Below are 12,719 nucleotides of genomic sequence, written 5' to 3'. Positions count from 1 at the left end.
ATCGTGGCATTACCATCGGCTATTTCAACCAGGACGTCGGCGAGATGAGCGGCCGCAGCGCCGTGGCCGAGGTGATGGATGGCGCAGGTCCCGTGAGCGAGGTCGCAGCCGAGTTGCGCGAGCTCGAGGCCGCGATGGCCGACCCCGACAAGGCCGACCAGATGGACGAGATCATCGCGCGCTATGGCGAGGTGCAGCACGCGTTCGAGGAACTCGACGGCTATGCGCTCGACGGCCGCGCGCGCGAGGCGCTGTCCGGCCTCGGCTTCAGCCAGGAGATGATGGACGGCGACGTCGGCAAGCTTTCCGGCGGCTGGAAGATGCGCGTGGCGCTGGCGCGTATTCTTTTGATGCGCCCCGACGTCATGCTGCTCGACGAGCCGAGCAACCATCTCGATCTCGAAAGCCTGATCTGGCTGGAAAAATTCCTGCACGATTTCGAAGGCACGCTGCTGATGACCTCGCATGATCGCGAGTTCATCAACCGCGTGATCTCCAAGGTGATCGAGATCGATTCCGGATCGCTCACGACCTATACCGGCGATTACGAGTTCTACGAGCAGCAGCGGGCGYAGAACGAGAAGCAGCAGCAGGCGCAATTCGAGCGCCAGCAGGCCATGCTCGCCAAGGAGATCAAGTTCATCGAGCGTTTCAAGGCGCGCGCGTCTCATGCGGCCCAGGTGCAGAGCCGGGTGAAGAAGCTCGACAAGATCGAGCGGGTTGAGCCGCCGCGCCGCCGCCAGACCGTGGCGTTCGATTTTCCGCCGGCGCCGCGCTCGGGCGAGGACGTCGTGGCGCTCAAGAACGTCTACAAGGGTTACGGCAGCAAGCGCATCTATGACGGCCTCGATTTCATGATCCGCCGCAGGGAGCGCTGGTGCGTGATGGGCGTCAACGGCGCCGGCAAGTCGACGCTGCTCAAGCTCATCGCCGGTGCGAGCGAGCCGGACGAGGGCACGGTGGCAGTCGGCGGCAGCGTCAAGATGGGCTATTTCGCTCAGCACGCGATGGATCTGCTCGACGGTGAGCGCACCGTGTTTCAGTCGCTCGAAGAGCAGTTTCCGACCGCGGGGCAGGGCTCGTTGCGCGCGCTCGCCGGCTGCTTCGGCTTCTCCGGCGACGACGTCGAGAAGCGCTGCCGCGTGCTGTCGGGCGGCGAGAAGGCGCGCCTCGTGATGGCCAAGATGCTGTTCGATCCGCCGAACTTCCTGGTGCTGGACGAGCCGACCAACCATCTCGACCTCGCCACCAAGGAGATGCTGATCACGGCGCTGGCGGATTTTGAGGGCACCATGCTGTTCGTCTCGCATGACCGCCACTTCCTGGCGACGCTGTCGAACCGCGTGCTGGAACTGACGCCGGAAGGCATCCACCAGTTCGGTGGCGGCTACACGGAATATGTCGCGCGCACCGGGCAGGAAGCGCCGGGGTTGCGGAGCTAGTTTTTGCTCTTGCGCGAGATCGTGGCGATCGCCTCGATCTCGTTGGTCCAGATCCCGCCGGAATAGGCTTGCGGCAGCCGGGCGAACAATTCGGGCGTATCGATGCCGGTGGAGAACTCGCCGCCGCTGTAGGGGCCGAGCACGAAGACCGCGCTGTTGGCGTCGGTCATGCGATTGAGGAAGCGATCGGGCCAGCCCCATAGCCAGGGCGCGGCGTTGATCGGTACCAGCACCATCGCGTTGCGGCAGGCGGCTGGCATCAGGCCGGTCCAGCCATAGCCGATATAGCGGATCAGGCAGCTCCGGATGGCCCCGCGCGAAATGGTGCGGACATCAGGGGTGAGGCCACGGATCACGTCTATGGGCTCGTCGCCGCCATAGACCATGATCGTCCGGCGCCGCTCGGCCGGGAGCGCGTTCAGCACGGCGGCAAGTTTCTCGCCTTCGTTTGGGTCTCGGCTCTTCACGTTGATCAGGAGTTTCTTGTCAGGGAAGGCGGCGAACACCTCCGACAATGTCGGCATCATCCCGATGCCTTTACCGCGAAACGGGAATGTCTTGCCGCCGTCGGCCGTGTAGCCGTAGCCGATGTCAAGCATTTTCAGTTTCGCCATGCTCTGTTCGCGCGTGACGCCTTGGCGGTCGGTACGGCAGTCGAGAGTCCAGTCATGGAAAACGGCGAATTCGCCGTCGGTCGTCGGGTGCACGTCGAGCTCGACCGCATCGGCGCCGGCGTCGAAGCTCGCATGCATCGAACGGAGGGTGTTCTCGAGGTAGTCATGCGCCGGCGGCAACATTCGCGCGGCGGTGCAGGTGTCGTTCCTCACATCGCGCTCGTCAAACCGTTGTGCCATACCGCGATGCGCGAGCAGCACCGGTTTGCCGTCGCGATGCGGCGCCAGCAGATCGGTGTTGTTGATGTAGACGCCCGCGGCCACGGCAATCAGGACTGCCGTGACGACTCTGAGTTTCCTGCCCAACAGATATTCCCCATTCCAGGGTTATCGTCGGCGGCGTTTGAGGTTGATTTGCGGCAATCGGGGTGCATGGGAGGCCTGTACGCCTCGCGGCTTGAACGGTCCTATGTCGCCCGCTACGTTTCCTCCCAAAAAGGGAGCGAACAACCATGAAGCAACTGCGGATCGGCGACATCACCATCGATGCGGTGATCGAGCGGGAAGGGCCGTGGCGGCGGCCGCAGGATTTCTTCCCGGCCTATGACGAGGGCGTGTTCGCCCGTCATCTGCCGACGATGGAGCCGGAGGTGTTCGATGCCGCGCGCGGCATGATGGTGATCACCTATCAGACGTTTGTCGTGCGCACGCCGCGCTACACCATCCTCGTCGACACCTGCACCGGCGAGGACAAGGGCCATCCGCCGCCGTTCGATTTTCCGGGCAAGGAGCGCTGGCGCAACGAATTGTTCGCGCTCGGCATCTCTTTCGAGCAGATCGACTACGTCTTCTGCACGCATCTGCACATCGACCACACCGGCTGGAACACGACCTTGCGCGACGGGCGCTGGGTGCCGACGTTTCCGAATGCAAAGTACGTCTTTCACAAGGGCGAGTACGCGGCCTGGGAGGCCGAGAATGCCAAAGGCAACAACCCGCCCGGCACCGTCTTCCGCGACAACTGCTTGCCGATCGTCGAGGCCGGGCAGGCGCTGCTGGTCGACGATGACTACGCGCTCGATGACACCGTCACGCTGACGCCGACGCCGGGGCATTCACCGTGTCATTGCTGCGTGAATATCTTTTCGAAGGGGAGCCGCGCGGTGGTCGCGGGCGATCTCATGCATCACCAGATCCAGTGCCGCGAGCCGGACTGGTCGGCGAAGCCGGATTGGGATGCCAGGCAGTCGGCGGTCTCGCGGCGAAAGTTCTTCGCCTCCGTTGCGGATACCGACACGCTGATCCTGCCGATCCATTTTCCGGCGCCGACGGTCGGGCTGATCAAGCCGCTGGATGGGGCGTTCGACTATCGGTTCAAGCGGGACTAGGCCTGTACGCCCAAATCAGTCCTTTCCCGCCGTATTGATCACGGCCCGGCCGCCGTCGATATATGAAATAGGCGGCCATTATCGAACGATTTCAAGCGTGACATTGACCACGCCGATCTTGATCATTCCAAGGGCCTGGGCCGCACCCGATGTAACGTCGATGATGCGTCCATGAACAAATGGACCACGGTCGTTGACTCTCACGATCACGGACTTTTTGTTCAAGACATTAGTCACGCGCAGGCGCGTTCCGAAAGGCAAGGACGGATGCGCCGCATGCAGCGCATGCTTGTTGAACCTCTCGCCACTCGCGGTCATCTGGTCTTCCGAGTAGAAACTCGCAAGCCCGAACAGTGGGGTTTCCCTTCTAGGATGTTTCTTATGAAATGCATGCTGATGGTTGCTCTTCCGATGCGTTGCGCGCCGAATGTCGCCGTGAGCTTTCGGGCCTTGCCCTGCTGCGCGCTGACGCCGTCGGGGTGATTTCGTGGCAAGCGAGGGGAGGTCGTTGGCGTTTGGCGAACCGTTTGCGTCGCGGGTATGGTCATGCACTTCCAGCGGCGTTGCGCCAGGGACAATCGCCGACTTCGTTATTCGACCGAACTTCGCATGCGCAGAGTCAATTCCACCATCGAATGCGATGCATGACGCAGCAATCGCGGTAGCAGCGAGCAGTGCAGGTTGACCGCTCCATCGTTTCATGATGGCCCCCCCAGCGCCTCAGCTGGTTGGAGTAGTTCGGTTCCAGGAATTGCCGGCTTTGACATATGTCAACGTTGCCGTGGAAGGCAGCGGAGTTGCCATTTCGGTCAGCGCCCAGCCGACGCGCAACGAGAATTTGCCCAACTGCCCGCACATCGCCGCAAAGAACAGCCGCTGGCCTTGGGGAAGCCAGCGGCTCTGGCATCCCGCAAACCAATGGTGCAGGGCGCGTAGAGGTGGGCCGTGCGGCCCACCGAGATCAGATGCCAAGCGCGCTGGAGATTTCGCCGAGGGTTGCTTTCTCGGCGTCGCTGACCTGAACGCCCCCACCGAACCACCCTCCGCCTTCCGATGCAGCCTCAGCCGTCTTTTGACTAATCTGACGCAGCCAGCCCTTGAAAGCCGCGGCATCATCCGGAGCTTTCGCAGCAAGCAGCGCCGTGACTTCATGCAACGATGCGATTGTCTTGGTCTTGATCTCGGCCGGCGTGCTCTTGCCGAGCTCTGCCTTCAACCCGTCATGAGCCGCGGCCCGGCCGTCGCTCGTCTGGAAGTCGGCGACCACAGCCTTTACCAAGGGGTTGGCATTGGGATCGGTGGCCGCCTGGGCGAGCGCGGTGCCGCCAGCAAATGATTCCTTCAGAAGGCCAAACAATCCGCTCGGTTCGGCAGCCGTAATGGCCATTCCAGCATTCATCGGGCTTCTCAGGAGGAGCGCCCATTCATCCTTGGTGAAACTGGTCTTGTCGGCCATGGAGTCTTCTCCTTTCATCTTGCAGGACGGGAGGGTGGGAAACACGTCCCGTCCTGAAGTGTGGCGAGTTTATTGCGTGTGACGTCTCTGGCTTTCAGGCTTTCGCCAACTGGTCGAGCTTGGCACGAAGATTGTCGATCACTGGCTTTGCGATCGTGCCGGCCGGTGTCGCCGAGACCTTGTCGCACATCTGATTGATGGCCGGCGCCGCCGCGACGATCAGCTTGGCAAGCGCGCGTCGCGCTTCCGGAGAAAGCTTGGCAGCTCGTGCCGTGACGCCATCCAGCTGTGAGATGGCGTCGTTGATCTTCGGCAGGGCCGCCTGCGCGCTAGCTTCATCGGTGATGGTCGGCAGTTGAGCCTGCAGCGTACCAAGGGACGAATTGACCTGGTTCGCCAGATTCACGCCGTCAACGGTCAGATCCGCGGGCGCCATGCCCACAGTTCCGGTTGAGGGCCGCGTAATGTTTGTACTCTGAGCGACCGTCGGCTCGGTCGGACGCTGAAGCGCATATATGGCAAGCCCGGCAACGATAACGAGCGCGGCGAGCCAATATGGCCATTGCGACCGGCCGGCGGCCATGGCGGCCTGGCTCGCGCCAGTAGCGCCGGAAACGCCGGCGATCCGGCTCCCTGTGGCGGCGGCAGTGGCCATTCCACTGCGTGCCTTGTCGATCAGGCCCGCGGCGCCGAGTTGATCACTGAGGCCCGATGGAATCGCCGCCATGATCTGATCTTTCTGCGAGCGCAGAAGCGATGCCAGTCCGTTTGCATCCATCCCGGCGTCATGCTGCTGCTTGCCGAGCATACCCAGGACCAGCGGCCCGACCACGGCGAGTAACGACTTGCCGCCGCCATCGCCCATTCCCGCGAAACTCCCGATCGCCTGGGCCATGGTATCCATGGTTCGGCCTCCAAGCAGTCCGGACAACATGCTCGAACCCGTCTGAGCCAGGTCCGGGGCGCCGGCGTTGCGCAACATATCCATGGGATTGCTGCCTTGCTGTTGTGACAGCAGCTTTGACAGTTGATTGGCGCCGGCCGGGGTTCCGACCAGATCCGACAGGCTGGCCAGTATGGTCGGGATGGCCGCTATTGCGGCCTTCTGCGTCGCGCTTCGGTCCATCCCAAGAAAGGAGGAAATCTGCGCAATGACTTCAGGGGTCAGGAGCTGTTGTGCAGCTGAAATGAGATTGACGGCCATGGCGGTCTCTCCACTACGTTGCAGGTCTGTTGGTTGCCCCCTAATTCGCGAATTTGATGTGACAGGCGTCGATGGTTCCGAACGGCGCCTATCGCCCAAGTTGAGATTGCATCGATAGTTCGACTCCTTGATCCAGATCAAAGGTCTTCGGTACAGGGCAAATGCGAAGAGTTCGGCGCGAGATATCCAGTGCGCTGCGGCCCATCAGGCGGACCTGGTTGAGAGGCATCGATGTTTCGCTGACGGGCCAGGATTGGCTATCGGCTCCGAGCACCGCAATGCCCGCTAGCGGGCATGATGACGCGCAGTGGGATTGTACCAGAAGACAATTGTTCGTCGCGCGGACATCCACGTTACTGGCAGTGCGCGGGTGGGCTGCGGTCCGCGCCTCGATGACGGTCCCGGAACCTCACACTCAACCCAAGTCCGGGGCCGTCGTTTGGATAATCCAAATTGATCAGAAGGATCGTCGACCGCGTATCGAACTTCGCCAGTTTCTTGCTCGCAAGCCCTGGATGCGGGCGCGCGGCGCTAGCTTGCCCGCGCTGCGGATGTGAAGCCTCCCGCGAGAACGTTCAGCGGGGACGAGCTAGGGGATGCTCTCACCTGATTTGCGAGCAATGCGGAAAGACCAGTGATATTGCAGGATGGCGGCTGCAGGGTCTTTCCGAGCAAGGCTCAGGGCCACTTATCGGATGAGTTATGTCCGCCGGCCTGGGGCGAGCGCAGAGGTGCCGATGTGGGCGCGAGGGACTCGTTCGCCGCTTTCGTCGAGCGACGACGCAGGAGCTATAGCGTCGCAAACGTCTTCTGTCTCCACATGAGCGGCGGTCGAGCCGGAAAGCTTGGATGATCCATTTGGAGGAGGCGGCGATGTGGATGCTCCGTTGGCTAATCCTGGGCAGTGCGGCGATCCTGGCGATCGCCTCGGCTACAGCCCAAACTTACGATCCCAGCCACCCCGTCTGCCTTCAGAGATGGGAGTGGGGTGGCAGCACCTATTTCGAATGCGCTTATACGTCATGGGATCAGTGCCGAGCGTCGGCGATCGGACTTTCCGCGATGTGCGTGGAGAACCCGTATTGGCAGCGACCGCAGGCGAGGCTATCAGGCGGCCGCTTGCGTTCATCAATCCCATACTGATACGCCCGGCGACAGTCTGCCAAGCGCAATTTTCGCGCGCAGCATTTCCGTTGCTATTCGATCACCTCGTCGGCTCGGGCGGACAGCGTCATGGGAATGTCGAGACCAAGAGCCTTGGCGGTCTTGAGGTTGATATTCAGGATCACATCCGTCGTCTGCTGGACGGGAAGCTCCGCCGGACGGGCCCCTTTCAGAATGCGATCAACATAGCTTGCAGCGCGTTGCCATAGTTTGAAAAGGTTGGCCGAGTACGACATCAGTCCTCCTCTCTGAGCCGAGTCGCGGAATGGATAGATCGCCGGCAAGCGCCGCTCTGCAGTGAACTCGATCAGGCGGGGAACGAGGGGTATCAGCGATGGATCGTCGGTGACGACGAGACCATCGAAGCCTCTCTCCCCAAGCGCGGCGAAGCTGTTGTCGATGTCCGCGCGCCGTATCGAGAGAGCCGTCAGCTCGATACCGAGACCGGGCGCCGCTTTCTGCATGAGTTCGACTTGGTTGGCGGTCGTCGGATTGTCAGGATTCCACAACACTGCGACACGGTGCACTTTCGGTGCCGCCTCCTTCAGCAGTTCCACCCACTTGACACCGTATTCGCCCGAGAGCTGCGACAGCCCGGTGATATTGCCGCCTGGTCGGGCAAGGCTTGCCACAAGACCGGCTCTGACCGGATCTCCGCTCATGCAGACGATCGGCACCGTGGACGTTGCACGTTGCGCAGCCTGCGAAATTGGTGTGCCTGGAGTCACGAGAACATCAACGTTGAGCGTGAGAAGTTCAGCGATCAATGCGGGAACGCGCTCCGGCTCTCCGTCGGCGTAGCGTTCTTCGAGCAGCAGGTTGCGCCCCACGACATATCCCAGGTCCGCAAGTCCCCGACGGAAGCCGGTCTGGTAGTACAAGTCCGTCCCGCGAACGCCACCCCAGACATAGCCAACCCGCGGCACCGCGGGTTGCTGCGCGTGGGCCGCGAGGGGCATGACGGTCACCGCAGCGCCGAGAAGCGCGACAAGATTGCGGCGTTTCATTCGGTCACCTCGCGACGCCCTACCGCTGCAATATGCACCCGCGCGGGCGAGGAGTCAGGTCGATACTTCCGGGCTAAAGACCCCGCCGCGGCACACGAGCCGGCGATCAAGTCGCACCACATTTGCGCGCGCGCCGGAATCGTTCGCTGCTTTTGGCGAGCGACGACGCAGGAGGAATAAAACGCCGCAGAGCGTCTCCTTTTTCCATACGACGCGGCAGTAGAAAATTCCGGAATGGCCGTCGAACGACAACACAAACTCGTCGGCAAATATGTAGTACGGCGTGGAAATGCGGGCACCCAAGGCGTTGATATCGCGCACCAGGCACGGATGAGTCCCGTGAATTTCACCAAACGATAGCCGCGCGGCCCGGTTGATCGGTATGCGCTTCATTGCACGACGTTCGATCATGGCGAGATGCTCCCAATGAAAGACGATCGCACTCGACGAAGTCACTTTCCCGGTCCCGCCGATATCCGGAAAACGGCAATTCCCGCACGTTGATCTGTGCGGCTCACGCTAACAAGCAGCGTTGTTGTCTTATTAAAATTGGATCGAATTGGTGGTTAATTCGAACGGCTTGACGACGACGTTACTAGAGGATGGTCGTGCTTTCGACTTGGCCCGGCCATCTGATCTGTGCCGCACGGACACACATACGTGGATGCCCGGGACAGGCCCGGGCACGACGGAGTTGCAGAGTGTCCGTGCAGCAGTGGCGAACCAGCAGCGATCAGGCGCCGACCTCGCACTTCTTCATGAAGCTGTTCTTGGCGGCACCGGCAAGCGGCTTGCCGTCGGCGCTGACGGCCTTGGGCGTGCAAGCGTCGGCCTTGCACTTCTTCATGAACGAGGTCTTGGCGGCGCCGGCGAGCGCCTTGCCGTCCTTGCCGACCGCCTTGCTCTCGCAGGTGTCGTCCGCGAGGGCCGAGCCCGCTGCAAAGGTGGCGACAATCGCTGCGAGAAAAATCCGCTTCATCATGGGTGTCTCCCTAGGACAAAATTACCAAGCGGATTGGAACCGCGAATCGTGGCGCAATCAAGCAGGATCGATGCGCGCCACGACCGATGTCGGGGATTTTTCCATTCATCTGCGGTTCAGATTCCGCGCGCGAGCAGTGTCTTGAAATCGGCCCGTGCGCGTTGCGCCTCGGCCTTCGCGGCCGCGGAAGCATCGCCAAGGCCGAAATAGCCGTGGATCAGGCCGGGGCCCTCATGGTGCTTGACGCGGACGCCGKCGGCCTCCAGCGCCCGTGCATAGGCCGCGCCTTCGTCGCGCAACGGATCGAACCATGCGGTGGTCACGATCGCGGGCGCGAGCCCTTTGAGCGAAGCGGCGCGGAGCGGCGAGACCCGCCAGTCGGCGGCATCCTTGGGATCGGCGAGATAGTGGCCGCAAAACCATTCCATCGTCGCGCGTGTCAGAAAATAGCCGTCGGCATTCTCGGTGCGTGACGGATAGGGCGCGTTCTCGCGCGCATCCGCGTAGCCCCCGACGACGTCGGTCACGGGATAGACCAGCAATTGTGCGGCCAGCTTGATGCCGGCATCGCGGCAGGCGATTGCCGTGGCGGCTGCGAGATTTCCGCCGGCGCTGTCGCCGGCAACGCCGAGACGCTTTGCGTTGCCGCCAAATTCCGCGACGCGGTTGAAGATGTCACTTGCGGCGGCGAACGCGTCCTCGAAGGCGCCGGGAAAACGCGTTTCCGGCGGGCGCCGATAATCGACGGAGACGACGACCGCACCGGTCTCGATCGCGAGATTGCGCGCCTGCCGGTCGTGGGTTTCGAGATCGCCCGCGACCCAGCCGCCGCCGTGGAAGAAGACCACGGTTGGCGCAGGATTGGGGCCGACGCGATAGACACGTGCATCGAGCGGCCCGGCGCCGCCTTTCACCTTGATATCCTGCACCGTTTCGACGGGGGGCGGCGGCACATCCGCACGCGAGGCAGCCAGTGCGCGCAAGGCATCGCGGGCGCTCTGTGGCGTCATCGTGGTGGGATCGCGCAGCGGCAGCAGCGGGATGATCTGGGCGATGACGGGATCGAGCGGTGCGGGCATTTGCAGGTCCTCGCTGGGTTCTTGGTCTTGCTTGCGGGGTAGCATAGATTTGGCGTACCGCATCGGCAACCGGTTACGCGTTACAATTGCAATGCCGCGGAATGAACGGTCAGGGAGGTCAAGAGTTGGAATTCGAAACGCTGGTCCAGTCGCGCCGCAGCGTGCGCGGTTTCAAGCAGCAGCAGGTATCCCGCGCGGTGATCGAGGCGATCATCGGGAGCGCCAAGCGTGCGCCGTCGTCGATGAACACCCAGCCCTGGCATGTCCATGTGCTCACAGGCCCTCCGCTTGAAGAGCTGCGCCGCCGCAACATGGAGGAGATGGTCGGCGGCGCCAAGGTCAAGCGCGACATCATCAGCCACGGCGAATACCAGGGCATTCATCGCACCCGGCAGGTCGACATCGCCAAGAAGCTGTTCGGCGCGATGGGGATCGCGCGCGACGACAAGCCGATGCGGCAGGACTGGGTGCTGCGCGGCTTCCGCCAGTTCGACGCGCCGGTCTCGCTGGTGCTGACCTATGACCGCGTGCTGGATCCCGGCGCGGTCTGCCATTTCGATCTCGGCGCGCTCTGCTACGGCATCGTGCTCGCGGCCTGGGACCGCGGTCTCGGTTCGGTGATCAACGGGCAGGGCATCATGCGCTCCGACATCGTGCGCGAGGTCGCGAAGATTCCGGAAGACGAGGTCATCATGACATGTGTCGCGATGGGATATCCCGACGACAGCTTCGCCGCGAACGCCGTTCGCTCCGATCGCGAGGGTAACGACGATTTCGTGCGTTATGTCGGCTTTGCCGACTAGTGCGGGAAGTCACTGATGCGCAGAGCCGGCTGACGCTGCGAGCCGACTAACGCGGAGAGCCGGCTGAGGTGGAGGAGAGGAGATTATTCTCTCGTCAATTTTTTTGATGCTGAGCCGTTGGTGGCCTCTTGCAATCTCGATCGCGCGGGAGGAACAATACGCGGAGTGAAAGGTTTGTTGCTGGCGCGAGGGAATCGACATGCGGCGGCTGGCTAGCCTGGTTCGACGGTTCTTCGGTCCGCGACCGCGGTATCCGATTGATGATGATCCAAATCTTCCCTTCACACCCGATGAGCTCGGCAAGCTGATCCGGAGTGGCAGACGCGAGGACATGAAGCTGCTTGCGGAAGGACTGGCCTCCCGGTCGATTCCGCACCGCGCCAAATACCGGGCCACGCACTAAGCGCGGTTCGTGACGAGGTCCTCGCTGCGGGAGCGCCCAGCCTGCGCGGTCATCGCGTGAGCGCAACCTCCTTGAACGAGGTTACGAGGGCCTTCTCGAGTTTTCCGGTCATCCCGCAAAGAATGTTGTAGGCCTCGGTGCGCGGCATCGTCGGCTTGTAGTGCCGGTGTTCGATCAGCGCGGCGAAGATGTCCGAGATCGTCAGAATGCGGACGATGTCGTTGATGCTCTCGCCGCACAGCGCGTCGGGATAACCGCTTCCGTCGAGATATTCGTGATGATGCCGCACGGCGTCGAGAATCTCGGGCGAGATTTTCTCGTGATCCTTCAGAAACTCGTAACCCGCCGCCGGATGCTTCTCGATCATGGCGCGTTCGTCGGTGTCGAGGCGGCCGGGCTTGTCGAGGATCGCAAGCGGAATCTGCGCCTTGCCGATGTCGTGGAACATGGCTGCGGAATACAGCCGCTCGAGATCGGTTCGCCCGACGCCGAGGCTCAGTCCGAAGTCGATCGCCACGCCGGTCACGAGCAGGCAATGCTGGTAGGTTCCCTCATGGTGACGCCGCACCGTGGCAAGCCATTCGGATAGGCCGTGCTCGGTGATGCGGTCGGCGATCCTGCGGCCCGCTTCCTTCGTGCCGTCGACGTCGAGGGGCTCGCCGAGCGTGACGGCCGTGAACATCGAAGCGATGGCGGTTGCCGCGGCTTCGACGGCGTTGTCCGGTTGCGGTGCGTCACTTGAGCCAGCAGAGGCCAGCTCGGCCGGGTCAGCCAGCGCTGCCAGCAGCTTGCTCTTGTTGAGCGCCCCGGGAAGAACGAGGGTGGCGCCGAGTGCGTAGGCCTGCGAGATGCCGACGTGGGACGAGTGCTCGACGAGGAAGATGCGCTTCGTGGCTTTCGCCAGCTTGCCGGCGCGCTTCTTGATGGCCGCGATGGTGCCGACGTCACGCAGCTCCGCGCGAACGACGACCGCGAATGGCACTTGTGACAGCCTGGCTTCCGCATCGAGTCGTTCGCCGGCGACGGTAAATTGCCGTTCGAGGGCCGAGCAGACCCCCGCCAGCTTGTCGGACGAATCGGCCAGCACATGCACAAACGGGCGAACCGCTTCCGTCGTTCGGACGGCGCCGTCGCTTTTGACGGGGCTGGATATGGTTCGGGCACTCTGCACGGCGGA

The 12,719-nt window shown here is 62.6% G+C and carries 13 protein-coding genes; 4 read left to right on the top strand and 9 right to left on the bottom strand.

Annotated features, from left to right (window positions below; translation table 11 throughout):
• The coding region (locus AB4Z51_RS26020; RefSeq protein WP_441498268.1) for an ABC-F family ATP-binding cassette domain-containing protein at positions 1-1,442 on the top strand (1,442 nt) is incomplete at its 5' end.
• Here AB4Z51_RS26020 and AB4Z51_RS26015 read toward each other — a convergent pair.
• Complete coding sequence (locus AB4Z51_RS26015; RefSeq protein ID WP_135216111.1) at positions 1,439-2,422, bottom strand: glycerophosphodiester phosphodiesterase family protein; 984 nt, start codon at positions 2,420-2,422, stop codon at positions 1,439-1,441. The genes AB4Z51_RS26020 and AB4Z51_RS26015 overlap by 4 nt on opposite strands.
• 146 nt (positions 2,423-2,568) lie before the next feature.
• Between AB4Z51_RS26015 and AB4Z51_RS26010 the strand changes: the two genes are divergently transcribed.
• On the top strand, positions 2,569-3,444 hold the full coding sequence (locus tag AB4Z51_RS26010; protein ID WP_135216112.1) for an MBL fold metallo-hydrolase: 876 nt from the start codon (positions 2,569-2,571) through the stop codon (positions 3,442-3,444).
• Between the two features lie 78 nt (positions 3,445-3,522).
• Here the strand turns inward: AB4Z51_RS26010 and AB4Z51_RS26005 are convergent, their stop codons facing one another.
• From AB4Z51_RS26005 to AB4Z51_RS25995, 3 genes are all read right to left on the bottom strand, one after another.
• Complete coding sequence (locus tag AB4Z51_RS26005; protein ID WP_244623321.1) at positions 3,523-4,146, bottom strand: septal ring lytic transglycosylase RlpA family protein; 624 nt, start codon at positions 4,144-4,146, stop codon at positions 3,523-3,525.
• A 259-nt stretch (positions 4,147-4,405) separates the two neighbouring features.
• Positions 4,406-4,900, bottom strand: a complete 495-nt coding sequence (locus tag AB4Z51_RS26000; protein ID WP_063983612.1) for a hypothetical protein — start codon at positions 4,898-4,900, stop codon at positions 4,406-4,408.
• 94 nt (positions 4,901-4,994) lie between these two features.
• The gene (locus AB4Z51_RS25995) at positions 4,995-6,104 is read right to left on the bottom strand and encodes a DUF937 domain-containing protein (RefSeq protein WP_135216113.1); all 1,110 of its coding nucleotides are present in this window, start codon (positions 6,102-6,104) and stop codon (positions 4,995-4,997) included.
• An 849-nt stretch (positions 6,105-6,953) separates the two neighbouring features.
• Between AB4Z51_RS25995 and AB4Z51_RS25990 the strand changes: the two genes are divergently transcribed.
• The gene (locus AB4Z51_RS25990; RefSeq protein WP_441498267.1) at positions 6,954-7,247 is read left to right on the top strand and encodes a DUF3551 domain-containing protein; all 294 of its coding nucleotides are present in this window, start codon (positions 6,954-6,956) and stop codon (positions 7,245-7,247) included.
• Positions 7,248-7,300: 53 nt separating this feature from the next.
• On the opposite strand, the gene AB4Z51_RS25985 is transcribed toward AB4Z51_RS25990, so the two are convergent.
• The 4 genes from AB4Z51_RS25985 to AB4Z51_RS25970 all read right to left on the bottom strand — a co-directional run bounded on the left by AB4Z51_RS25985 (position 7,301) and on the right by AB4Z51_RS25970 (position 10,336).
• Entirely contained in the window at positions 7,301-8,275 is a 975-nt protein-coding gene (locus tag AB4Z51_RS25985) for an ABC transporter substrate-binding protein (RefSeq protein WP_135216114.1), read from the bottom strand.
• Between the two features lie 54 nt (positions 8,276-8,329).
• A complete protein-coding gene (locus AB4Z51_RS25980) occupies positions 8,330-8,686 on the bottom strand; it encodes a PilZ domain-containing protein (protein ID WP_135216115.1) in 357 nt (118 codons plus the stop codon).
• A gap of 322 nt (positions 8,687-9,008) precedes the next feature.
• A complete protein-coding gene (locus AB4Z51_RS25975) occupies positions 9,009-9,257 on the bottom strand; it encodes a hypothetical protein (RefSeq protein WP_135216116.1) in 249 nt (82 codons plus the stop codon).
• A gap of 116 nt (positions 9,258-9,373) precedes the next feature.
• Entirely contained in the window at positions 9,374-10,336 is a 963-nt protein-coding gene (locus AB4Z51_RS25970) for an alpha/beta hydrolase (RefSeq protein WP_441498266.1), read from the bottom strand.
• A gap of 125 nt (positions 10,337-10,461) precedes the next feature.
• On the opposite strand from AB4Z51_RS25970, the gene AB4Z51_RS25965 reads away from it, so the two are divergent.
• The gene (locus tag AB4Z51_RS25965) at positions 10,462-11,139 is read left to right on the top strand and encodes a nitroreductase (RefSeq protein ID WP_135216118.1); all 678 of its coding nucleotides are present in this window, start codon (positions 10,462-10,464) and stop codon (positions 11,137-11,139) included.
• A gap of 452 nt (positions 11,140-11,591) precedes the next feature.
• On the opposite strand, the gene AB4Z51_RS25960 is transcribed toward AB4Z51_RS25965, so the two are convergent.
• Positions 11,592-12,713, bottom strand: a complete 1,122-nt coding sequence (locus AB4Z51_RS25960) for an HD-GYP domain-containing protein (RefSeq protein ID WP_135216119.1) — start codon at positions 12,711-12,713, stop codon at positions 11,592-11,594.
• Positions 12,714-12,719: the final 6 nt, after the last annotated feature.

Source organism: Bradyrhizobium sp. 2TAF36 (assembly GCF_052114925.1).
Classification (GTDB): domain Bacteria; phylum Pseudomonadota; class Alphaproteobacteria; order Rhizobiales; family Xanthobacteraceae; genus Bradyrhizobium; species Bradyrhizobium barranii.
This window is presented reverse-complemented; position numbering and strand designations above follow the sequence as displayed.

Coding starts and splice junctions, on each gene's coding strand:
- AB4Z51_RS26010 (WP_135216112.1), top strand. CDS start 2,569: ATGAAGCAACTGCGGATCGGCGACATCACCATCGATGCGGTGATCGAG.
- AB4Z51_RS26005 (WP_244623321.1), bottom strand. CDS start 4,146: ATGAAACGATGGAGCGGTCAACCTGCACTGCTCGCTGCTACCGCGATT.
- AB4Z51_RS26000 (WP_063983612.1), bottom strand. CDS start 4,900: ATGGCCGACAAGACCAGTTTCACCAAGGATGAATGGGCGCTCCTCCTG.
- AB4Z51_RS25995 (WP_135216113.1), bottom strand. CDS start 6,104: ATGGCCGTCAATCTCATTTCAGCTGCACAACAGCTCCTGACCCCTGAA.
- AB4Z51_RS25990 (WP_441498267.1), top strand. CDS start 6,954: ATGATCCATTTGGAGGAGGCGGCGATGTGGATGCTCCGTTGGCTAATC.
- AB4Z51_RS25985 (WP_135216114.1), bottom strand. CDS start 8,275: ATGAAACGCCGCAATCTTGTCGCGCTTCTCGGCGCTGCGGTGACCGTC.
- AB4Z51_RS25980 (WP_135216115.1), bottom strand. CDS start 8,686: ATGATCGAACGTCGTGCAATGAAGCGCATACCGATCAACCGGGCCGCG.
- AB4Z51_RS25975 (WP_135216116.1), bottom strand. CDS start 9,257: ATGATGAAGCGGATTTTTCTCGCAGCGATTGTCGCCACCTTTGCAGCG.